This is a genomic window from Curtobacterium sp. PhB128 (assembly GCF_004340725.1).
In the GTDB taxonomy this organism is placed as follows: domain Bacteria; phylum Actinomycetota; class Actinomycetes; order Actinomycetales; family Microbacteriaceae; genus Curtobacterium.
This window is the reverse complement of record NZ_SLUR01000011.1, coordinates 12565-33511: the sequence shown is the minus strand read 5'-3', so window position 1 is coordinate 33511 and position 20947 is coordinate 12565. Positions and strand designations below refer to the sequence as shown.

Below are 20947 nucleotides of genomic sequence, written 5' to 3'. Positions count from 1 at the left end.
AGGTCGGTGGCCGACTAGGGTACGACGCCACCGCCCGCTGCGAGGCAGGGCGACATTCGGGTTGTCGCTCAGCCTCGGGTCGTGAACGGGCCGGTCGGATACGACCGGCCCGTTCCCCGTTTCCGGGGGCGTTCGCGCCGGCCGTCGTCGATGCGGAACGACATCCTCGACGTCGTGCGGCGTCCAGAGTGTCGTCCCCCGGCACCTGCAACAGTTGCACGCGCGCACGAGCGACATCCCCGACGTCGTACGACGTCCGTGTTGTCGCGTCAGCCGTCGGCGCCAGCCCGGCGCGACCACGTTCGGCCGGGAGGCCCGTGGCGGCGCCGCCACGGGCCTCCCGGCCGGCACGTGTCCTGTCCACCGCCGCGCGCGCGTCCCACGGACCCGGAACGACTACCTCGACGTCGTACGACGTCGACGTAGTCGTCCGCGCGCGGACGCAACAGTTGCGCGCGCGCACGAGCGACACCCTCGACGTCGTACGACGTCGACCTTGTCGCTTCCGTCTCGCCGCGCGCGACGCCGCACACGACCACGCGCGGGCAGGCGCAGCGCGCCTCAGGCGGGCTCGTGCCGCGGGATCTCGAGCCAGAGGGCCACGGAGTCGTCCTCGTCGCCGTCGTCGTCCTCCATGCCCGCTCCGAGGGCGGCGGACTCGCTCGCGGCCGTGTCGAGCTTGAGCCCGACGACCGTCACCGCGGAGTCGGACCCCTCGCTGACGGTGCGGACGATGACGTTGTCGGCCTCGCGGGCCTGGCGGAGCGCCTCGGCGATGCGGGCGTGGATGCGGCGGACGTCGTCGACCTCGAGCTCGTCGAGACCGCCGTCGTCGTGCAGCTGCACCGTCGCACCCCGGCGGCGCAGGCGCATGACCTCGTCGCGGACGTCCTCGGACAGCAGGGAGCGGCCGCGGATCTCGTCGCGGATGGCCTGCTCGAGGTGCAGGCACTCGGCCCGGTCCGCGTCGTCGAGGTCACCGCACGAGTCGATGATCCGCTGCAGCATCGGCAGGGCCATCCGGGTGGTCTGGCTCAGGCGGAACTGCCGCTCGAAGACGTGGGCGTCCTGCGCCGCCTGCCAGTCGGCGGTCTCCTGTTCGGCGCGCATGAGCTCGCGGGTGTTCCGGATGGCGCGGTTCATGGCGATGGCGAACACCGTGGCGATCGCGACCCAGGCCACGCTGCCGAGCACCCCGAGTGTGCCGAGCGCATCGAGACCGGCCCAGGCGACCGTGTACACGGCGAGGAACAGGACCCCGGCCCAGGCGAACGGGCCGCGTCCCCGCACGACGAGCACGACCATCAGGGTGCCGACGGCGGCGATCCACCACGTGGCGGACCCCGGGCCCTTCGCCAGGTCGACGACCGGCGCCGCGACGAGCGGCATCACGATCGCGGTTGCGAGTGAGAAGCACGCCGTCCAGACCGGCAGGACCTTGCCGGGCACGAACAGCGCGGTGCCGGTGGCCGCGGCGTAGAGGACCATGCAGGCGATCACCGGGCCGACGTCGTGCACGCGCTGCAGTGACGCGACGGCGAGGACCAGGTGGTAGACGGAGAACAGCGACGCCAGGCCGAGCGCGATGCTCGCGGGCAGGGAGACCTTCACGCTGCGGCTCCCGTCGTCGTGGGCGTGGACGGCGTGGTCGGCGACCAGCTCAGCTCTATTCGCGTGCCCTCGCCCGGGGCGGTGTGCACCTCGGCACGGCCGTCGACGGAGGCGACGCGCTCGATGATCGACCGCCGCACCCCGAGTCGTTCGGACGGGATCGTCGCGACGTCGAACCCGCGACCGTCGTCACCGACCTCGATGTGCACGCCGTCGTCGTGCTGCTCGACGCGGACCCACCGGGCGACGTCGGGCCCGCCGGCGTGCTGGACGCTGTTGACGGCCGCCTGCAGCGCTGCTGACGCGAGGGCGTCGGCGACCGACGCCGGCAGCCGGACCGACCCGGACGGGGCAGGGACGAGCCGGACGGGCGCCGCGAGGGCACCGATCGCCTCGCCGATGCGGGTGCGGAGGTCGGCGAGCGTGACGGGGGTGTCGTCGTCCGGACCGTCGGCCGCTGCGGCCTCGAGGTGGTCGATGGCGTTCCGTGCCATGCGGGCGGCGAGGGTCTTCGCCTCGAGCGTGTCGGCCCGTGCGGCGGAGAGCAGCGTCGTCAGCACGCTGTCGTGCACGATCGCGTCGACCTGCACGCGCTCCACCTCGACCGCGTGCTCGCGGATGGCGAGCGAGTACCGGCGGACCGCGGTCGACTGCGCCGTGTCGACCGACGAAGCGGCACGGCGCAGGACCACGGCGATGACGAGCACCGCACCGCTGAGCAGCGCCGTGTACACGCCGTCGAGCAGCGCACGGACGAGCCCGGCGTCGCCACCGACCGGGGTGAGGCGGAGGACGACGTAGATCGCCGGCACGAGTGCGGTGTAGATCGTGGCCCGCCAGGTGGCGAAGCCCATGGCCGCCGCGGTCGAGCCGACGGTGCAGAACCACCACGGCCACGGCTGCTGCGTGGACGGGATCGAGTCCTGCACCGTGAGCGGCCACGTGGTCAATGCGACCAGGAAGAGCAGGGCGCACAGGATCTGCGCGAACTGCGCCACCCGCGGCACGAACGCCGAGACCCCGACCAGGACGAACGACGCCCCGAGCGCGATCGCGACGACCGGGCCCCAGAACGGATCGAGGTACGGCAACTGGGCGAGGACCGCCGGGGTGTCGACGATGCCGAGGCCGACCGCGGTCATCGCCAGCAGGATCGCGAAGGCACGCTCCACCGACGCCTGCGTGATCGACGCGCGGACGCTGCGCGACGGGTCGGCACCGAACGGCGCGCCGTCCCCGAAGCCGACCGGGTCGCCACCGGGAGCACGACCCGAGCCTGCTGGGACGCGGCCGGCATGGCCGGACGCCGCACCAGCGCCGCCCGACCCGCGGCCGAACCACCGACCGGTCCCCCGACCGGTCCCCGGGCCGCTCCCCCGGCGCGACGCCGGCTCAGCCGCGCTCGCCATCGTGTTCAGCGACCGTCACCGTCGGGGTCGATGCCCGAGTCGAGACCGGGGAGGATGCCGTCCTCGACCGCCCGCCGCAGGAGGTCGACCTTCGTCGGGGCCGGGCGACCGACCTCGACGTACTTCACGCGGATGCGGTCGAGGTACTCACGAGCCGTGGAGTACCCGATGCCGAGTTGCTGCGCCGCCAGCTTGAGCGGCAGGCCCGAGGCGTACAGGTGCAGGATCTCGCGCTCGCGCCGGCCGAGCTGGGCCTTCGCGAAGTCGCGGTCGGCGTCGATGGCGCTCGCCCACTCGAGGTTGTTCAGCACGTCACCACGGGCGACGGTGGCGACCGCTGCCATCACCGTCTTCGTGGCGGACGACTTCGGGATGACACCGGCAGCCCCTGCTGCGAGTGCCTCACGGACGTTGGCGACGCGGTCCGCGATGGAGTGCACGAGCACGGCGGAGCCGGTCCCCTGCACGCCCTTGACGTTCTCGGTCACGGTCGAGCCGTCACCGAGGGACAGGTCGAGGACGACGACGTCGACCTCGCGCCCGTCGAGGTTCTGGACGTACTCGGGCACGCTCGCGGCGGTGAGCACCACCTCGAAGCCCTCGTTCTGGCATGCCGCCTGGATCCCGAGTCGCACGGACTCGTGGTCGTCCACGATCGCGACCCGGACCGGCCTGGTGGCCGTGCCCGACGTCTCGGCTGCGGTTGTCGTTCCTGCTCCCACTGTGGCCTCTCGTTCCGATGTGCGTCCCCGGCCCCTGAAACCGGATCGCCATCAGCGCCCAGGATACCCAGGCTGGACTCAGGTCCGGGGAAACCGGACGCGCCACGCGGACGAAACCGCCCGGTTGCCCGTCAGCGCGCGGGCGTCAGGCGCGCCACGGCCTCCATGTGGTGGGTGTGCGGGAACAGGTCGAACGCCCGCAGCGCCTCGAGCTTGTACCCCAGGTCGGCGAACGTCGCGACGTCGCGGGCGAGCGCGACCGGGTCACAGGCGACGTAGACGACCTGCGACGGGTGCAGGGCCGCGATCTGCTCGACGACCTGACGACCGGCACCGGCGCGCGGCGGGTCGAGGACGATCGTGCCGGCGCGGAACCGGTCCTTCTCGGCGCGCGAGGCGTTCGCCACCGTGTTCGCGAGCCAGCGGTCGACCCGGCCGGTCTCGGCGCGCGCGCCGAGCCACTCGGCGAGGTTCTCCTGCGCGTGCTCGGTCGCGCGTGCGGCGCTCTCGACGCTCGTGAGGCGCGCCTTCGGGCCGACGAGGTCGCCGAGTGCGGCGGCGAGCAGGCCGACGCCGCCGTACAGGTCCAGGTGGGTGCCCTCGGGGTCGAGTCGGTCGCGGTCGACCAGGTCCTGCACGGCCTCGGTGAGCACCGACGCCGCGGCACGGTGCACCTGCCAGAAGCCGTTGTCGTCCACCGCGAAGGTGCGCTCCCCCACGACCTCGGTCACCACGGTGGGCTTCTGCTCGTCGATGACGAGGCGCGCCCCCTCGGAGCCGCTCGGTGCCAGCACGTCGATGACCGACGAGCCGGGCATCACGCCACGGCCGAGCGGCGCGCTCTCCTGCACGGCGTCGTTCGCGAGCGGCAGGCTGGTGACGGGGATGACGGAGTGCGAGCGCGCGGCGAACGGGCCGGCGGTGCCGTGCTCGTCGACGTGCAGCCGGACCCGGGTGCGCCAGCCGAGGCCGTTCGCGGCGTCGTCACCGGGTGCGGCCTCGACGACGACGTCCGAGCCGAGCACCGATGCCAGGTCCGTGTGCGCGAACCGCGAGAACGAGTCGACGAGCACGTCGTGCTTCAGCGTGCGCTGGTGTGCGAGGGCGATGTGGCCGAACTCGGCACCGCCCGGGCGCGTCTCGGGGTCGCGGTCGAGCGCGGCCTCGGCCCAGACGTGGTCGACGCGGTGCTCGCTCGGCGTGACGACACTGACGGTGTCGGCGCGCCAGAACGACTTCTTCCGGTCCTCGGTCACCCGGGCGACGACGCGCTCCCCGGGGATCGCGTCCGTGACGAAGACCACCCGGCCTTCGTGCCGTGCCACCGAGATGCCGCCGTGGGCGATCCCGGTGACGTCGAGTTCGAGCAGCGTTCCGACGGATTCACCCATGGTTCGATGGTCCCATGCGTCTGTACCTCGCGAGTACATCCCCCGCCCGCCGAGCACTCCTCGCCCAGTCCGGGATCGAGCCCGTGCTCGTGTCGCCCGGGGTCGACGAGGACGCCGCGGCGTCCGCGGCCGCCGCCGCACTCGGCCGTGACCTGACCGGCCCGGAGCTCGTGTCGCTGCTGGCCGTCGCCAAGGCATCAGCCGTCGCGGACGCCGACGTCGCCGGGTCGCCGGTCGACGGCTTCGTGTTCGGCGGCGACTCCGCCTTCGAGGTCGACGGGCGCCTGTACGGCAAGCCGCACGACCCGTCGGTGGCCCGGGAGCGCTGGCGGCAGATGCTCGCCGCCGGCGGCGGGACGCTGTGGAGTGGACACTGCGTGATCGATCGACGACGCGACGACCGGCGCCGCGACCTGGACCCGGCCACGGGGCGGACGGGAGGCCCGGATGCGGGCCGCCCCGCGCCTCCCGTCCGCAGCCTGGTGACGTCTCCTGCCGGCGTGCCGGTGCTGGGGGACGTCGCGCCCGGCGGGTCGGCCCTGGCCGCCGGTGGCGACCGCGTGGTCGCCGTGGACAGCGCCGCGCTGACGTTCGCCGACGACCTGTCCGCCGAGGAGATCGACGCGTACGTGGCGACGGGCGAGCCGCTCGAGGTCGCGGGGGCGTTCACCATCGACGGGCGGGCGGCGGCGTACATCTCGCGCATCGACGGGGCACCGTCGGCCGTGGTCGGGCTGTCCCTGCCGGTGCTGCGGTCGATGCTGCTCCGCGGCTTCGGCGTCCGCTGGCACGAGTTCTGGTCACTGTAGACATCCGCACTTGTTCGGCACGGTTCTTTGTGGGTGCCAGTCAATTCGTGCTCCCGTTGCACGAATACGCTGATGTCTCATGCCCCGTATCAGCAAGGTCCTCATCGCGAACCGCGGCGAGATCGCCGTCCGCATCATCCGCGCGGCCCGCGACGCAGGCAAGGCATCGGTCGCCGTCTACGCCGACCAAGACCGTGACGCCCTGCACGCCCGCCTCGCCGACGAGGCCTACGCGCTGAACGGCACCACGAGCGCCGACACCTACCTCGTCATCGACAAGATCATCTCGGTCGCCCGACGGTCCGGCGCAGACGCCGTGCACCCGGGCTACGGGTTCCTTGCCGAGAACGCCGACTTCGCCCGTGCCGTCATCGACGCCGGACTGACCTGGATCGGCCCGTCGCCCGACTCGATCGAGCGCCTCGGTGACAAGGTCTCCGCGCGCCACGTGGCCGAGAAGGTCGGCGCGCCGCTCGCCCCCGGCACCATCGAGCCCGTCAAGGACGCCTCCGAGGTCATCGCGTTCGCCGACGAGGTCGGCCTGCCGGTCGCCATCAAGGCGGCCTTCGGCGGTGGTGGCCGCGGCCTGAAGGTCGCACGGACGCGCGACGAGGTCGCCTCGCAGTTCGAGTCGGCGACGCGTGAAGCCATCGCGGCGTTCGGTCGGGGCGAGTGCTTCGTCGAGAAGTACCTCGACAAGCCGCGCCACGTCGAGACCCAGTGTCTGGCGGACGAGCACGGCAACGTCGTCGTCGTGTCGACGCGTGACTGCTCGCTGCAGCGCCGGCACCAGAAGCTCGTCGAGGAAGCACCCGCGCCGTACCTGACGGACGCGCAGCAGGAGCGACTGTACGAGTCGTCGAAGGCGATCCTGCGCGAGGTCGGCTACGTCGGTGCCGGCACGTGCGAGTTCCTGATCGGCGCCGACGGCACGGTGTCGTTCCTCGAGGTCAACACCCGCCTGCAGGTCGAGCACTGCGTGTCCGAAGAGGTCACCGGCATCGACCTGGTGCGCGAGCAGTTCCGCATCGCCGAGGGCGGCGTGCTCGACTACTCCGACCCGACGCCCCGCGGGCACTCGTTCGAGTTCCGCATCAACGGCGAGGACCCGGGCCGCAACTTCTTCCCCGCGCCCGGCCCCGTGCACGCGTTCAACGCGCCGTCCGGCCCCGGCGTCCGCGTCGACTCCGGCGTCGTGAGCGGCGACGTCGTGTCCGGTTCGTTCGACTCCATGCTCGCGAAGCTCATCGTCACCGGCGCCACCCGCGCCGAGGCGTTGGAGCGCTCGCGTCGTGCACTGGCCGAGTTCGAGGTCACCGGCCTGCCGACCGTGCTCCCCTTCCACCGTGCGGTCGTGTCGGACCCGGCGTTCGCAACGGACGACTCCTCGCCGTTCTCTGTGTACACGCAGTGGATCGAGACCGACTTCGTCAACGAGATCCCGGCGTGGAGCGGTTCTCCTGAAGAACTGCCGGCGCCGGCTTCGCGCGACTCGGTCGTCGTCGAGGTGCAGGGCAAGCGCATCGAGGTCACCATGCCGTCGATCGTCGGTGGCGGTGCCGCCGCCGGTGTCGCCGGTCGTCGTCCGGCCGGTCCCTCCGCTCCCCCGAAGCGCCGCTCGTCGGCGGTCAAGGGCGGCATCGCGAAGTCCGGCGGGTCCGTCGCGTCGCCGATGCAGGCGACCGTCGTGAAGCTCGCGGTCGCCGAGGGTGACACCGTGGTGAAGGGCGATCTGCTCGTCGTGCTCGAGGCCATGAAGATGGAGCAGCCCGTGCAGGCCCACAAGGACGGCGTCGTCACCGGCCTGAACGCCCCGGTCGGCCAGACGGTCTCGTCCGGTCACGTGCTGCTCGAGCTGGCGTAGGCGCGCGGCGGGGTTCCCTCCGCCGGAACCAGGTTCCGGATACAGCACCGTGCATCCGCGCGGTGCTGTGTCCGTTCCACGGTGTGTCACCAGGCCGGCGTCGTGCGGTGCGCCAGCGAGACCGGAAGCCCCGACCTCCGGAGCGTGGTCGGAGCGTCCCCGCCGGGAAGGACCTCGCGCCAGGTCAGCCGCGCAACGCTCCGGACCCCCGGGACTGCACGCACCGCGTCTTCTCGGAACTTCTCTGCGACGACCACGTCATCTGCAGTCCGCGTGCCCCGGACGTCACCGGCCCGGTACTTGACCAGCCCGTCGAACTCCACGACCACCCCGTGCTCGGGGAACCAGAAGTCGACCCGCGCGATGCATCGACTGCCCAGGAAGAACTCCTGTTGCAGCTCCGGCTTCGGCAGCCGGAGATCGTGCATCACCAAGTGCGCGAGGCTCTCACCGACGGACTCGATCCGAGCGTCCGCGAGCTCGAGGAGCGCTCGGACCCGCTGGACACCGCGGCGGATCGGTCGTGATTCGAGTTCGACCAGCAGATCCCGACGATCGACCCCTCGGCCGAGCACCGCGTCGAGGATGACCAGCGCATGGCCTCGGTCGGATCGGAGCGCGACGTCGATGGCCGTCGTCACCAGGTCCGTCGTCTCGACCTCGTCGATCATCACGGTCGCCACCTCCCGACCGCGCGCCGGCACCTTGTCGCTGAACCGCAGACGCTGCGCACGGTCGCGGGTCGGATCGGTGAGCACGACACGATCCGGGAGTGGCCCGAACCACGGCAGGTCGTGCATCACGACGGCCGACGCGTGCGAGACGATCAGGCCCGGCCTGGACACCGCGAGGACGGCGTCGATCCGAGCCCGGTGACGAACCATCTCCGATGCGTCGCGGAATGCTCTGGCGGGCGTCGACACCCCGTGTCCGATCCGGAGGAGATCGCCCCGCGCGGTGCTGCGCCGCAGGTTCCGAGCCGTCGCGGTGTCCACCGGTGTCGTCATGAGCGTGAGTCGTTCCATCGGGCCAGCGTGTCGTCCGGGCGGCTTCTCGTGGCACGATGCCCCGGTCGCTGTGGAGAACCAGCTGACCCGTTGCCGCTGTGGAGCGGTGCCCGCCCCACGAGACACCGCGGAACGGACACAGCACCGCGAAGTTGCGCGATGCTGTGTCCGGAACCTGGTTCCGGGGGGGGCGGCGGGCGGCGGCGCTACGAGACCAAGGGGCGGACGGACTCCGCGAGGGCGTCGACGAGGCGCTGGGCCTCGGCGGGGGTCTCGGCGACGGTGTCGATGTAGACCTTGACCTTGGGCTCGGTGCCGCTCGGTCGGACGATCACCCGCGCGTCACCGGTCAGGTCGTACCGCAGGATGTCCGACGGCGGGAAGCCCTCCACCCCGTCGACGTAGTCCGTCACTGTGCGGACGTCCAGGCCGCCGAGCGACGACGGCGGCGCAGACCGCAGCGAGGCCATGATCTCGCCGATGCAGGACAGGTCGTCAACGCGGGTCGCGACCTGCCCCGACGCGAACGCCCCGAACTCGGCAGCGAAGGCGTCGAGCTGCCCGGCGATCGACGATCCGGCAGCGGCCAGGTCCGACGCCAACGACAGCAGCGACAGTGCCGCCGAGATGCCGTCCTTGTCGCGCACGACCGACGGGTCCACCAGGTAGCCGAGCGCTTCTTCGTACCCGAAGAGGAGCCCGGGGACCCGGGAGACCCACTTGAAGCCGGTCAGGGTGTCGCGGTACTCCAGACCGTGGCGGGCGGCGACGCGGGCCAGCGCCGGCGACGAGACGATCGACGCTGCGAGGGTGCCCGTGGCGCCGGTCTCCGACGCACGGACGGCGGCCTGCCACCCGAGCAGCCACCCGACCTCGTTGCCGGACAGGCGGCGGTAGGTCGGAGCCCCGGAGTCGGAGACCGCCGGGATCGCGAGCGCGAGCCGGTCGGCGTCGGGGTCGTTCGCGATGACGAGGTCAGCGCCGACGGCGAGCCCGCGGGCGATCGCCAGGTCCATCGCGCCGGGTTCCTCGGGGTTCGGGAACGACACGGTCGGGAACGCTCCGTCCGGCTCGATCTGCTCCGGCACGACCGCGGGCGACGCGAACCCGGCGGCGGCGAACACCGCGCGTGCGGTCTCCCACCCGACACCGTGCATCGCCGTGTACACGACCTTCGGCTGCTCCTGCGGCGCCAGGGTCGGGGCCGGCACGATGGCGGCCGTCGCGGCCACGTAGGCATCGAGCAGCGCCGACGACGCGACGGTGTAGTCGGTGCCCCGGGGCAGGTCCGTGATCGACCCGGCAGCGACGGCTTCGATGGCCGCAGCGATCGAGCCGTCGACCGGCGGCACGATCTGCGACCCGTCGTCGTCCTGTCCGAGGTAGACCTTGTACCCGTTGTCGCGGGGCGGGTTGTGGCTCGCGGTGACCATCACCCCGGCGCCGACGTCGAGGTGCCGCACAGCGAACGCGAGCACCGGCGTGGGCAGGGCGACCGGCAGCAGCGTGACCTCGAGCCCGAGGCCACGCATGACCTCGGCGGAGTCGCGCGCGAAGACGTCGGAGTTCACCCGGCCGTCGTAGCCGATCACGACGCTGCGCGACCGGCCTGTGTCGATCAGGAAGCGTGCGAGACCGGCAGCGGCCTGCGACACGACGACCCGGTTCATGCGGAGCGGGCCGTAGCCGAGCTCGGCGCGGAGTCCGGCAGTACCGAACTGCAGCCGGCCGCCGAACCGCGCGGCCAGGGCCTGCACGGCCGGACCGGAGCCGTCGGACGCGGCGTCGATCGCGGCGGTCAGCTCGTCGCGGGTCTGCGGATCCGGGTCCTGCGCGAGCCAGGACCGAGCGGTCCCGAGCACGTGGTCGAGGTCGATCTTCACGACGCCGGCTGCCCGAGGGCGGTCACCACGCGGGCGAGCAGGTCCGCGATCACGGGCTCGGCCTGCTTGCCGGCCTCGAGCACCTCGGTGTGCGACAGCGGCGTCTTCTGGATGCCGGCGGCGAGGTTCGTGATGAGCGAGAACCCGAGGACCTCCATGCCGGCCTGTCGGGCGGCGATGGCCTCGAGTGCAGTTGACATGCCGACGATGTGTCCGCCGATGGCCTTGGCCATCTGGACCTCTGCCGGGGTCTCGTAGTGCGGGCCGCGGAACTGCGTGTAGACGCCCTCGTCCAGGGACGGGTCGACCGACCGCGCCACGTCACGCAGCCGGGACGAGTACAGGTCCGTGAGGTCGATGAACGTCGCACCCTCGAGCGGGCTGTCGGCGGTCAGGTTGATGTGGTCGCTGATGAGCACGGGTGTGCCGGGCGTCCAGTGCTCCTTGATGCCACCGGCACCGTTCGTCAGCACCATGACCGTGGCGCCCGTGGCCGCGGCGGTGCGGACGCTGTGCACGACCCGGCGGACACCGTGGCCCTCGTAGTAGTGCGTGCGTGCGCCGATGACGAGCGCGTGACGGCCGTCGGCGAGGCGGATCGACCGGATGGTGCCGGAGTGCCCGGGCACGGCCGAGGCGCTGAACCCGGGGACCTGGTCCGCCGGGATCTCGGACACGGTCTCACCGATGATGTCGGCGGCCTTGCCCCAGCCCGAGCCGAGGGTCAGGGCGATGTCGTGCCGCTCGATGCCGGACTTCGCGGCGATGACGGCGGCGGCGTCCCGCGCGACCTCGAACGGGTCGGCAGCGGGGTCGTTCAGCGGGTTCTCGGTGCTCATGCCCCAACTCTAAAGGGCCGACGCCCGCCGCAGCGGCCGCCGCCGCGGCCGCCGCAGCGGCCGCCGCCGCTCCCGCCGCAGCGGCCGCCGCCGCACCCGCCTCAGTGCTCGCCGAGCGCCCGGTCCACCGCCGCCGTGATCTCGCCCTGGTCGAAGTGGTTCCGGATCACGATGACCTCGGCGTAGGTGTCGCCGATCGCCTCGACGAACTCCTGGCTCGTGAGGATCACGTTGGCGTCGTCGGACACGTCGCGCACCGAGGCCACGTCGGCTGCGACGACCGATGCCTGCAGACCGAGGGCCGACAACGCCTTCTCGGCGTTCACCTTGAGGATCCCGCTCGAGCCGATGCCCGCGCCGCAGATGGTCACGATCTTCACGCGGACACCCCCATGATCGTGCGGACCTCGTCCGCCGTCGTCGCGTCGGCGATCCGCCCCGTGACGGCCTGGTCGTTGAACAGGTTCGCGATCTCGCCGATGGACTCGAGGTGCGTGCCGACCCCGGCGACCGCGAGCCCCAGGATCACGCGGACCGGGTCGTTGTGCGGGTGGCCGAACGCGACCGGTGTCTCGAGGGTCACCACGGCGAGCCCGTCGCGCAGGACCGCGCCACCCGGTCGGGCGTGCGCGAACGCCAGACCCGGGGAGATCACGATGTACGGCCCGTGTTCCTCGACCATGCCGATCATGGCGTCCGTGTACTCGTCGGTCGCGGCTCCGGACGCGACGAGCGCGCCGCCGGCCAGGCGCATCGCGTCACGCCAGGTGGGCGCGGTGGCCCCGAGGAGCACGGCGGCGTCCGGCAGCGGCGGCAGTCCCATGTGTCAGGCCTCCGAGTACCCGGAGGTGATGGTCGCGATGATCTCCTCGCGGTCCTCGAGCGGCAGGAAGGAGCCGAGCGCCGCGTTGATCTGGAACGCCGCCAGGTCGTCGAGGTCGTAGCCGAACGTGCCGGCGAGCAGTGCGAGCTCCTTCGACAGCGACGTCCCGCTCATCAGGCGGTTGTCGGTGTTCACCGTGACCCGGAAGCCGAGCTGGTAGAGCACGTCGAAGGGGTGGTCGGCGAGGTCGTCGCCCCAGGCCGCGATCGCACCGGTCTGGAGGTTGGAGGACGGCGAGACCTCGAGCGGGATCTCGCGGTCGCGGACCCACGACGCGACCTCGCCGAGGGAGGCCAGCGTCGAGCCGTCACCGGCGTCGGAGAGGGTGACGTCCTCGAAGATCCGGACGCCGTGCCCGAGGCGCAGCGCGCGGCCGTCGACGAGCGCGGACCGGATCGAGGCGAGCCCGTCGGCTTCGCCCGCGTGGACGGTGACGGGGAACAGCTCGGATGCGAGGTAGTCGAACGCGGCACGGTGGTTCGAGGCGGGGAACCCGGCTTCGGCACCGGCGATGTCGAAGCCGACCACCCCGTTGTCGCGGTGCCGGACGGCGAGCTCGGCGATCTCGAGCGAGCGGTCGGCGTGGCGCATCGCGGTGACGAGCTGGCCGACCCGGATGCTGCCGCCGGCGGCGTCGACCGCTTCCTCGATGCCGGCCTGCACGGCCTCGACCGTCTCGTCGAGCGTCAGCCCGCCCTGCAGGTGCTGTTCCGGGGCCCACCGGACCTCGCCGTAGACGACGCCGTCGGCGACCAGGTCCTCGACGAACTCACGGGCGATGCGCGTCAGCTGCGGTGCCGTCTGCATGACCGAGGTGGTGACGTCGAACGTCTTCAGGTACTCGACGAGCGAGCCCGAGTTCGACTGGTCGGCGAACCACTGCCCGAGCTCGGACGGGTCGGTGGTCGGCAGCGTCACACCCGAAGCAGCAGCCAGCTCGACGATCGTCGCGGGGCGCAGTCCGCCGTCGAGGTGGTCGTGCAGCGAGACCTTCGGCAGGTCGTTGATGACCGCTCCGGCGTCGGGCAGGCGGTAGGTCGGGGCGTCGGCGCTCATGCGACCAGGCTATCGGTGGTCACCGACCACGCGCAGGCACCTGTGCACAACAGACGGACGAACCGACTGGAGGCTCTCCACACGTGTGCGGAGAGCCTCCAGCCGGTCGGACGGTCGCGTTCAGCCCGCGATGCGCTCCCGCACGATCGGCCCGCGGGCCGCCACGGCTGCGTCGGACGAGCCGATCGACCACGCACCCTCGAGCGACTCGAGCGCCCGCGGGATCCGCGAGGCGTCGTCGGTGTGCAGCGTCCAGAGCGGCTGCCCCTCGGTCACGGTGTCACCGGGCTTGACGTGCAGCTCGATGCCCGCCCCGGCCTGCACCGGGTCCTGCGCGCGGGCACGACCGGCACCGAGGCGCCAGGCCGAGACGCCGAACGGCAGGGCGTCCTGCTGCGCCAGCACACCGGACGACGGCGCCGTGACGACGTGCTGCTCGCGGGCGACCGGCAGCGCGGCGGAGGGGTCCCCACCCTGCGCGGAGATCATCCGACGCCAGGTGTCCATCGCCCGGCCGTCGGCCAGTGCAGCCGCAGGATCGGCGTCCGGCATCCCGGCGAGCGTCAGCATCTCCGAGGCCAGTGCCACGGTCAGCTCCACGACGTCGGCCGGACCGCCGCCCTCAAGCACCTCGACCGACTCCCGCACCTCGAGTGCGTTGCCGATCGTCAGGCCGAGCGGGACCTCCATGTCGGTCAGCAGCGCCGAGGTCTTCACCCCGGCGTCGTTCCCGAGGTCGACCATCGTCTGCGCGAGCTCGCGCGACGCCTCGTACGTCGGCATGAACGCACCGGAGCCGAACTTCACGTCGAGCACGAGCGCACCGGTGCCCTCGGCGATCTTCTTCGACATGATGCTCGACGCGATGAGCGGGATGCACTCGACGGTGCCGGTGATGTCGCGCAGGGCGTACAGCTTCTTGTCGGCCGGTGCGAGACCCGAGCCGGCGGCGCAGATGACCGCACCGACGTCGGACAGGATCTCCATCATCCGGTCGTTCGACAGCGCCGCCTGCCACCCGGGGATCGACTCGAGCTTGTCGAGCGTCCCGCCCGTGTGACCGAGGCCACGGCCGGACAGCTGCGGCACCGCGACGCCGAACGACGCCACCAGCGGTGCGAGCGGCAGCGTGATCTTGTCGCCGACCCCACCGGTGGAGTGCTTGTCGACGGTCGTCTTGCCGAGCGACCCGAACGACATCCGCTCCCCGGACGCGATCATCGCGAGCGTGAGGTCCTTGACCTCGCGCCGCTCCATCCCGTTCAGGAAGATCGCCATCGCCATCGCGGCCATCTGCGGGTCCTCGACGTAGCCGCGTGTGTACGCGTCGACGAGCCAGTCGACCTCGGCGGTGCTCAGGGCGCCACCGGATCGCTTCGTGCGGATGAGGTCGACGGTGTCGAACGGCTCGACGGCCATGGGGATCAGTGCTCCTGTTGGTAGGTGGCGAGGGTGCGCGGCCCGAACGCGTCGGGCAGGACCTCGTCGATGGTGCGGATGCCGGAGACCGTCTCGAGGAGCATGCCCTCGGTCGAGTGCTCGAACAGCAGCTGGCGGCAGCGGCCGCACGGCATGAGGGTCGCCCCGTCGCCGTCGACGCACGTGAACGCGACGAGCTTGCCGCCGCCGGTCATGTGCAGCTGCGACACGAGCGAGCACTCCGCGCAGAGCGTCACCCCGTAGCTCGCGTTCTCGACGTTGCAGCCGGAGACGATCCGGCCGTCGTCGGTGAGCGCCGCGGCGCCCACCGGGAACGACGAGTACGGCGCGTAGGCGCGCCGCATCGCGGCTGTGGCGGCGTCCCGGAGAGCGCCCCAGTCCACGTCGTCGACCGGGAGGCCCGTGGCTGCGTCCGCCCCGTCGGCGGCGGTGTCGCCGCCTCCCGCGCGCAGGGCCGTGGCCGGGTCCGTCCAGGCGATCGCGTCGGTGGACGCGGCCGTGCCGTCGTCCGCAGCGTGCGTTTCGGTCATGTGCCGTGCCTCCTGGCCGTCAGCTCTTGATGTACGGCTTGCCGGACGCGGCGGGACCGCGCGACTGCCCGACCAGGCCGGCCACCGCGAAGATCGTCACCACGTACGGCAGCATCAGCAGGAACTCGCTCGGCACGGGCGAGTCGATCGCCCCGAGCGTGTTCTGCAGGTTCGAGGCGAAGCCGAACAGCAGCGCCGCCAGCGTGGCCTTGATCGGGTCCCAGCGACCGAAGATGACGGCGGCCAGGGCGATGTAGCCGGCGCCCGCGGTCATGTCCTTCGTGAACGGTCCGACCGCGTCGAGCGTGAAGTACGCACCACCCAGGCCGGCGATCGCGCCGGCGAGCGACACGTTCCAGAACCGGGTGCTCGTGACGTTGATGCCCACCGTGTCGGCCGCCTGCGGGTGCTCGCCGACCGCGCGGAGGCGCAGGCCCCAGCGGGTCTTGAACAGGCCGAAGGTGACGACCGCGACGGCCACGTACGCCAGGTAGACGATGACGCTCTGCTCGAAGAACACCGGACCGATCACCGGGATCTGGTGGAGCAGCGGGATCTCGAACTTCGGGAACCGGACGCCGACGTTGAGCGTGGTCTCGTTCGGGGACAGCACCTGCGAGTACAGGAAGCCGGTCAGCCCCGAGATGAGGGCGTTGATGACGACACCGACGATGACCTGGTCGACGAGGTACTTGATGCTGAACGCGGCCAGGATGAACGAGACGAGCACACCGGCGACGAGCGCGCCGACGAGTCCGACCCACGCGGAGCCGGTGAGCGACGCGATGAGCGCCGAGGTGAACGCGCCCGCGAGGAACTGGCCCTCGATGGCGATGTTGACCACGCCGACCCGCTCGGAGATGACGCCGCCGAGGGCACCGAACACGAGCGGGACGCTCAGCCCGAGTGCGCCGACCAGCAGGCCGGGCAGCGGGATCGTGGCGCCGGCCGCTGCCCACGTCAGGAAGCCGACGACGAAGACGATGGCGAAGACCGACGTGACCCAGAGCGGGACGTGCCGGTAGGCGCGGACCTCGACGAAGGCGTAGACCGTGGCGATCGCCAGGAGCACGACCACGACGTAGCCGGTCGGTGCCGCCGACAGCGGGACGTTCGGCAGCGCGACGAAGTCGCCGGCGTTCGCGAGCCGGAAGGTGGTCGTGCCGGCGCGGCTGAGCAGGACGAAGAACACGACCGCGAGCAGCGTGAACACCGCGTACCCGATCGGGAGCTTCCAGCTGCGGGTCGTCTCGACCGGACGGTCGGAAAGGGGCGACGCGGGCGCCGCGGTGGGGCTGAGGGTGCTCACGCGGCGACCGCCTTCTTGCTGTTCTTGCTCGTCTTCGTGCGCTGGCGGGCTCCCGGCTGCGGGATCCGGAAGATCGCGCGGACGAGCGGCGGCGCCGCGATGAACAGGACGATGAGGGCCTGGATGACACCGACGATGTCGATCGGGATGCCGTTGGCGGCCTGCATGGCGTAGCCGCCGTTCTTCAGCACACCGAACAGGATCGCGGCCCAGAACACGCCCCACGGCTTCGAGCGGCCGAGCAGCGCGACGGTGATCGCGTCGAAGCCGATGCCGGCGTCGATGCCCGAGGTGAAGCCCGTCGTGACCGCACCCTGCACCTGGTAGGCGCCGGCGATGCCGACGAGGGCACCGGAGATGACCATCACCCAGATCGTCAGTGCCGGCACGCTCATGCCGGCGACGCGGGCGGCGCGGGGGTTCTCACCGATGGTGCGGAACCGGAAGCCGAGCGACGACTTGTTGACGAGCCACCAGACCACGACCACGGCGATGATCGCGACGATGAAGCCGAGGTCCACGCCGTACCGCACGCCGAACAGCTGCGGCAGCAGGGCGCTGTCCTTCGTTGCCGGGGAGATCGGGTTGCTGCTGCCCGGAGCCTGGAGCAGACCGGGGGTTCGGAGCAGGTAGCTGACCAGGTAGAGCGCGACGTAGTTGAGCATGATCGTGACGACCACCTCGTTCGCACCCGTGCGCGCCTTGAGGACACCGACGATCCCTCCCCAGACCGCACCGCCGACGATGCCGGCGACGATCGTGAGCGGGATGTGGATCGCGGCGGGTCCGTCGAACGAGAACCCGACCCAGCCGGCGGCCGCGGCCCCCATCAGGATCTGGCCCTGGCCGCCGATGTTGAACAGCCCGGCGCGGAAGGACAACGCGATCCCGAGGCCGGCGACGACGAGCGGCACCGCGTAGTCGATCGACCGGGTGAGCGGGGCGATCGCCTGCTGGAAGCTGGTGGCGCCGAAGTTGACCACCGAGCCCTGGAACAGCGAGGCGTAGGCGCCGCCGACCGCGGTGCCGATGGCCTGGAGCATGTCGGCGGGACGGGCGAAGAAGTAGCCGGCCGTGGCGCGGACGTTCTCGTCGGTCAGGGCGATGAGGATGCCGCAGGCGACGAGGGCAAGGACGACCGCGAGGACCGTGACGAGCACGGAGCCGTTCAGGATGCTCTGCATCGCGGCGTGCCAGCGGTCGGTGCCGGGGGCGCCGTTGCGGCGCTCGGTGTCGTCCGCCGAGTCCGTCATCAGGTGCGGGGTCTCCGGGGACTCCTGCAGACGGTCGTCGGTGAGCGGCTGCTGCGTGTTGTCTGGGTCCTGCGCGGTCACGCTGCCAGCTCCGTTCCGGTCGTGGATGTGGCTTGGATCTCGCCGGCCGAACCGGTCATGCGGCCAACTCCGTTCCTTCTGGGATCTCGCCGGCCATCATGAGGCCGAGGACGTCTCGCGGGGTGGTCGCCGGCACGATCCCGACGATGCCGCCGCGGTACATGACGGCGATGCGGTCGGCCAGTGCCACGACCTCGTCGAGCTCGGTGGAGACGACGATGACGGGCACACCGGTGTCGCGGGTGGCGACGATGCGCTTGTGCACGAACTCGATCGACCCGACGTCGATGCCGCGCGTGGGCTGCGCGGCGACGAACAGCCGGAGCTCGCGGCTGAGCTCCCGGGCGAGGACGATCTTCTGCTGGTTGCCGCCGGACAGCCGACCGGCAGCGGTCGCGTGGCCCGGCGTGCGGATGTCGAACTCGGCGATCTTCTCGTCGGCGAAGGCGTCGCGCTCGGCGGCACGGATGGTGCCGGCGCGGACGAACGCGTCGTGGTCGGACCGGTCGAGCATGAGGTTCTCCGCGATCGTGAACTCGCCGACCAGGCCGTCCTCCTTGCGGTCCTCGGGCACGAAGCCGACGCCGGCGTCGAGCACCTGCTTGACGCTGCGGCCGGTGAGCTCCTTGCCGTCCAGCGTGATGCGGCCGGCGTGGACGGGCTCGAGACCGAGGATCGCCTCGGTGAGCTCGGTCTGCCCGTTGCCCTGCACCCCGGCGATCGCCAGGACCTCGCCACGACGGACCGAGAACGACACGTCGTCGACGAGCACGATGCCGGACGGGTCGGTCACGGTGAGGCCCTCGACGACCAGGGCGTCCTCGCCACCGGTCGACGGCGTCTTGTCGACGACGAGGGAGACCGCGCGGCCGACCATCATCGCGGCCAGCTCGTTGTTGGTCGCCGCGGGCGAGGCCTCGCCGACGACCTTGCCGAGCCGGATCACCGTGATGCGGTCGGCGACCTCGCGGACCTCGCGGAGCTTGTGGGTGATGAAGACGATCGCGGTGCCGGCCTCGCGGAGCTGCCGCATGATGCCCATCAGCTCGTCGGTCTCCTGCGGGGTGAGGACGGCCGTCGGCTCGTCGAACACCAGCACGGAGGCGTCGCGGGAGAGCGCCTTGATGATCTCCACACGCTGCTGGACGCCGACGGGCAGGTCCTCGATCTTGGCGTCGGGGTCGACGTCGAACCCGAAGCGGTCGGAGATCTCCTTGACCCGCTTGCGGGCGCCGGCCAGGTCGAGCCGCCCACCGAAGGTGGTCTGCTCCTGACCGAGCATGACGTTCTCGGCGACGGTGAAGACGGGGACGAGCATGAAGTGCTGGTGCACCATGCCGATGCCGGCGCGCATGGCGTCACCGGGGCCGTCGAAGTCCTGGACCACGTCGTCGAGCAGGATCTCGCCCTCGTCGGCGTCGTACAAGCCGTAGAGGACGTTCATCAGGGTGGACTTGCCGGCGCCGTTCTCACCCAGGAGGCAGTGGACCTCACCCGGCTCGACGGTGAGCGAGATGTGGTCGTTGGCGACCAGGGCGCCGAACCGCTTGGTGATGCCGCGGAGTTCGAGCTTCATGTTCGGGAGTCTATTTCTGTCTCGAGTGCGCCACGCGGGCGCACGGTCGCGTGCACCGCTCGGGCGCACGGTATCGCGTGCACCGCTCGGGCGCACGAGAACGCGGGCGAGGGAAGCCCCTCGCCCGCGTTCGTCGGGTCAGGACTGGGTCTTGACCTTGATCGAGCCGTCGATGATGCCGGCCTTGATGTCGTCCAGTTCGCCCTGCAGGCCCTTGTCGACCTTGGACTCGTAGTCGTGGAACGGCGCGATGCCGACGCCCTCGTTCTCGAGCGTGCCCACGTACGGGGTCTTCGAGAACTTCTTGTCGGCCGCCTGCTCGACGACGTCCTTCACGGCCGGGCGCATGCCCTTCTCGACCGAGGTGAAGGCGATGTCCTTGTAGCGCGGGTCGGCCTCGTAGAGGTCGCTGTCCGCACCGATCAGGACGGAGCCGTTGTCGGCGTCCTTGATGGCCTCGGCAGCCGACTGGTAGATCGGACCGCCGACGGGCAGGATCACGTCGGCGTCCTGGTCGAGGAGCGTCTGCGCGACCGACTTGGCCTGCGTGCCGGCCTCGAAGCCACCGGTGAAGGAGCCCTTGCCGGTGTCGACGTTCCAGCCCTTGACCTGGACGTCCTTGTCCTTCTGCTCGTTGTAGTACTTCACGCCGTCCGCGAAGCCGTCCATGAAGATGGTGACGGTCGGGATCTGCATGCCGCCGAAGGTGCCGACGACGCCGGTCTTCGAGTAGGACGCCGCTGCGTAGCCGGCGAGGAACGCGGCCTGCGAGGTGTCGAACGTGATCGGCTTGACGTTCTTCGCGTCGATCGAGCTGTCGTCGATGATCGCGAAGTCGGTGTCGGGGTTCGCCGCGGCCTGCTTCTTCGTGGCGTCGGCGAGGTTGAAGCCGACGGTCACGACGAGGTTGCAGTTCTGGCCGATGAGCTGCTGGATGTTCGAGTCGTAGACGGTGGCGTCCTTCGACTCGGCTTCCTTGTAGGTGGCACCGAGGTCCTTGGCGGCGTCCTTCATGCCCTCGTAGCCGAGCTGGTTGAACGACTTGTCGTCGAAGCCACCGGCGTCGGAGACCATGCAGGGGCGGAAGTCGGTCTTCTTGGCGGTCGTCGTGTCGGACGGCGCCGAGGCGCAGCCTGCGAGGACGGCGGCGGTGCCGAGGAGCGCGAAGCCGCTGAGGACGACGCGTCGGGTACGAGATGTCACGGGTGGGTTCCTCCGGGGAGCGTGCCCGGACCACGTGCGTTCCGGGCGATCGTGGCGACAGTACACGACCGCCCGGCCGGT

Annotated in this window: 18 protein-coding genes; 2 read left to right on the top strand and 16 right to left on the bottom strand. The window is 71.3% G+C overall.

Translation table 11 applies throughout. The features are described from left to right. Window positions 1-561 precede the first annotated feature (561 nt). From EDF23_RS16470 to EDF23_RS16455, 4 genes are all read right to left on the bottom strand, one after another. Entirely contained in the window at window positions 562-1611 is a 1050-nt protein-coding gene (locus tag EDF23_RS16470; protein WP_131922393.1) for a hypothetical protein, read from the bottom strand. Then, window positions 1608-3020, bottom strand: coding sequence for an ATP-binding protein (locus EDF23_RS16465; RefSeq protein ID WP_131922391.1), 1413 nt, complete (start codon window positions 3018-3020; stop codon window positions 1608-1610). Before EDF23_RS16465 ends, EDF23_RS16470 begins: the two co-directional genes overlap by 4 nt. A gap of 5 nt (window positions 3021-3025) precedes the next feature. Further along, a complete protein-coding gene (locus EDF23_RS16460) occupies window positions 3026-3742 on the bottom strand; it encodes a response regulator transcription factor (RefSeq protein WP_111086608.1) in 717 nt (238 codons plus the stop codon). A gap of 131 nt (window positions 3743-3873) precedes the next feature. Then, window positions 3874-5133 (bottom strand): TRAM domain-containing protein, encoded by a 1260-nt coding sequence (locus tag EDF23_RS16455; protein ID WP_131845634.1) that lies wholly within the window; start codon window positions 5131-5133, stop codon window positions 3874-3876. A 14-nt stretch (window positions 5134-5147) separates the two neighbouring features. Between EDF23_RS16455 and EDF23_RS16450 the strand changes: the two genes are divergently transcribed. Together EDF23_RS16450 and EDF23_RS16445 are read left to right on the top strand one after the other, a co-directional pair. Then, complete coding sequence (locus EDF23_RS16450; protein WP_131845635.1) at window positions 5148-5942, top strand: Maf family protein; 795 nt, start codon at window positions 5148-5150, stop codon at window positions 5940-5942. Window positions 5943-6021: 79 nt separating this feature from the next. Beyond that, window positions 6022-7806 carry a biotin carboxylase N-terminal domain-containing protein gene (locus tag EDF23_RS16445; protein WP_111086611.1) on the top strand — a complete coding sequence of 595 codons (1785 nt, stop codon included), beginning with the start codon at window positions 6022-6024 and terminating at the stop codon, window positions 7804-7806. An 86-nt stretch (window positions 7807-7892) separates the two neighbouring features. On the opposite strand, the gene EDF23_RS16440 is transcribed toward EDF23_RS16445, so the two are convergent. The 12 genes from EDF23_RS16440 to EDF23_RS16385 all read right to left on the bottom strand — a co-directional run bounded on the left by EDF23_RS16440 (window position 7893) and on the right by EDF23_RS16385 (window position 20866). Continuing rightward, window positions 7893-8831 (bottom strand): hypothetical protein, encoded by a 939-nt coding sequence (locus EDF23_RS16440; protein ID WP_131922389.1) that lies wholly within the window; start codon window positions 8829-8831, stop codon window positions 7893-7895. Window positions 8832-9019: 188 nt separating this feature from the next. After that, a complete protein-coding gene (locus tag EDF23_RS16435; RefSeq protein WP_131922387.1) occupies window positions 9020-10696 on the bottom strand; it encodes a phospho-sugar mutase in 1677 nt (558 codons plus the stop codon). Next, window positions 10693-11535, bottom strand: coding sequence for a purine-nucleoside phosphorylase (locus EDF23_RS16430; protein ID WP_123292190.1), 843 nt, complete (start codon window positions 11533-11535; stop codon window positions 10693-10695). The genes EDF23_RS16435 and EDF23_RS16430 overlap by 4 nt, the downstream gene beginning before the upstream one ends. A gap of 101 nt (window positions 11536-11636) precedes the next feature. After that, entirely contained in the window at window positions 11637-11915 is a 279-nt protein-coding gene (locus tag EDF23_RS16425; protein WP_123292189.1) for a PTS sugar transporter subunit IIB, read from the bottom strand. Then, window positions 11912-12358: a PTS sugar transporter subunit IIA gene (locus EDF23_RS16420; protein ID WP_131922385.1), complete on the bottom strand. Its 447-nt coding sequence runs from the start codon at window positions 12356-12358 to the stop codon at window positions 11912-11914. The genes EDF23_RS16425 and EDF23_RS16420 overlap by 4 nt, the downstream gene beginning before the upstream one ends. 3 nt (window positions 12359-12361) lie before the next feature. Then, the gene (locus EDF23_RS16415; RefSeq protein WP_131922382.1) at window positions 12362-13474 is read right to left on the bottom strand and encodes an adenosine deaminase; all 1113 of its coding nucleotides are present in this window, start codon (window positions 13472-13474) and stop codon (window positions 12362-12364) included. A 120-nt stretch (window positions 13475-13594) separates the two neighbouring features. Further along, entirely contained in the window at window positions 13595-14893 is a 1299-nt protein-coding gene (locus EDF23_RS16410; protein WP_123938686.1) for a thymidine phosphorylase, read from the bottom strand. A gap of 5 nt (window positions 14894-14898) precedes the next feature. Next, window positions 14899-15297, bottom strand: coding sequence for a cytidine deaminase (locus tag EDF23_RS16405; RefSeq protein WP_123339066.1), 399 nt, complete (start codon window positions 15295-15297; stop codon window positions 14899-14901). 166 nt (window positions 15298-15463) lie between these two features. Then, a complete protein-coding gene (locus tag EDF23_RS16400) occupies window positions 15464-16753 on the bottom strand; it encodes an ABC transporter permease (RefSeq protein ID WP_123338926.1) in 1290 nt (429 codons plus the stop codon). Next, window positions 16750-18006, bottom strand: coding sequence for an ABC transporter permease (locus EDF23_RS16395; RefSeq protein WP_207895532.1), 1257 nt, complete (start codon window positions 18004-18006; stop codon window positions 16750-16752). Before EDF23_RS16395 ends, EDF23_RS16400 begins: the two co-directional genes overlap by 4 nt. Window positions 18007-18142: 136 nt before the next feature. Further along, window positions 18143-19663: an ABC transporter ATP-binding protein gene (locus EDF23_RS16390; protein ID WP_131922379.1), complete on the bottom strand. Its 1521-nt coding sequence runs from the start codon at window positions 19661-19663 to the stop codon at window positions 18143-18145. Window positions 19664-19801: 138 nt separating this feature from the next. Continuing rightward, entirely contained in the window at window positions 19802-20866 is a 1065-nt protein-coding gene (locus EDF23_RS16385; RefSeq protein ID WP_123292183.1) for a BMP family ABC transporter substrate-binding protein, read from the bottom strand. Window positions 20867-20947: the final 81 nt, after the last annotated feature.

Bases quoted from the DNA above. Each gene is read 5' to 3' on its own strand.
- EDF23_RS16410 (WP_123938686.1), bottom strand. From the start codon at position 14,893: ATGGCCGTCGAGCCGTTCGACACCGTCGACCTCATCCGCACGAAGCGA.
- EDF23_RS16450 (WP_131845635.1), top strand. From the start codon at position 5,148: ATGCGTCTGTACCTCGCGAGTACATCCCCCGCCCGCCGAGCACTCCTC.
- EDF23_RS16415 (WP_131922382.1), bottom strand. From the start codon at position 13,474: ATGAGCGCCGACGCCCCGACCTACCGCCTGCCCGACGCCGGAGCGGTC.
- EDF23_RS16440 (WP_131922389.1), bottom strand. From the start codon at position 8,831: ATGGAACGACTCACGCTCATGACGACACCGGTGGACACCGCGACGGCT.
- EDF23_RS16420 (WP_131922385.1), bottom strand. From the start codon at position 12,358: ATGGGACTGCCGCCGCTGCCGGACGCCGCCGTGCTCCTCGGGGCCACC.
- EDF23_RS16455 (WP_131845634.1), bottom strand. From the start codon at position 5,133: ATGGGTGAATCCGTCGGAACGCTGCTCGAACTCGACGTCACCGGGATC.
- EDF23_RS16395 (WP_207895532.1), bottom strand. From the start codon at position 18,006: ATGACGGACTCGGCGGACGACACCGAGCGCCGCAACGGCGCCCCCGGC.
- EDF23_RS16390 (WP_131922379.1), bottom strand. From the start codon at position 19,663: ATGAAGCTCGAACTCCGCGGCATCACCAAGCGGTTCGGCGCCCTGGTC.
- EDF23_RS16465 (WP_131922391.1), bottom strand. From the start codon at position 3,020: ATGGCGAGCGCGGCTGAGCCGGCGTCGCGCCGGGGGAGCGGCCCGGGG.
- EDF23_RS16430 (WP_123292190.1), bottom strand. From the start codon at position 11,535: ATGAGCACCGAGAACCCGCTGAACGACCCCGCTGCCGACCCGTTCGAG.
- EDF23_RS16445 (WP_111086611.1), top strand. From the start codon at position 6,022: ATGCCCCGTATCAGCAAGGTCCTCATCGCGAACCGCGGCGAGATCGCC.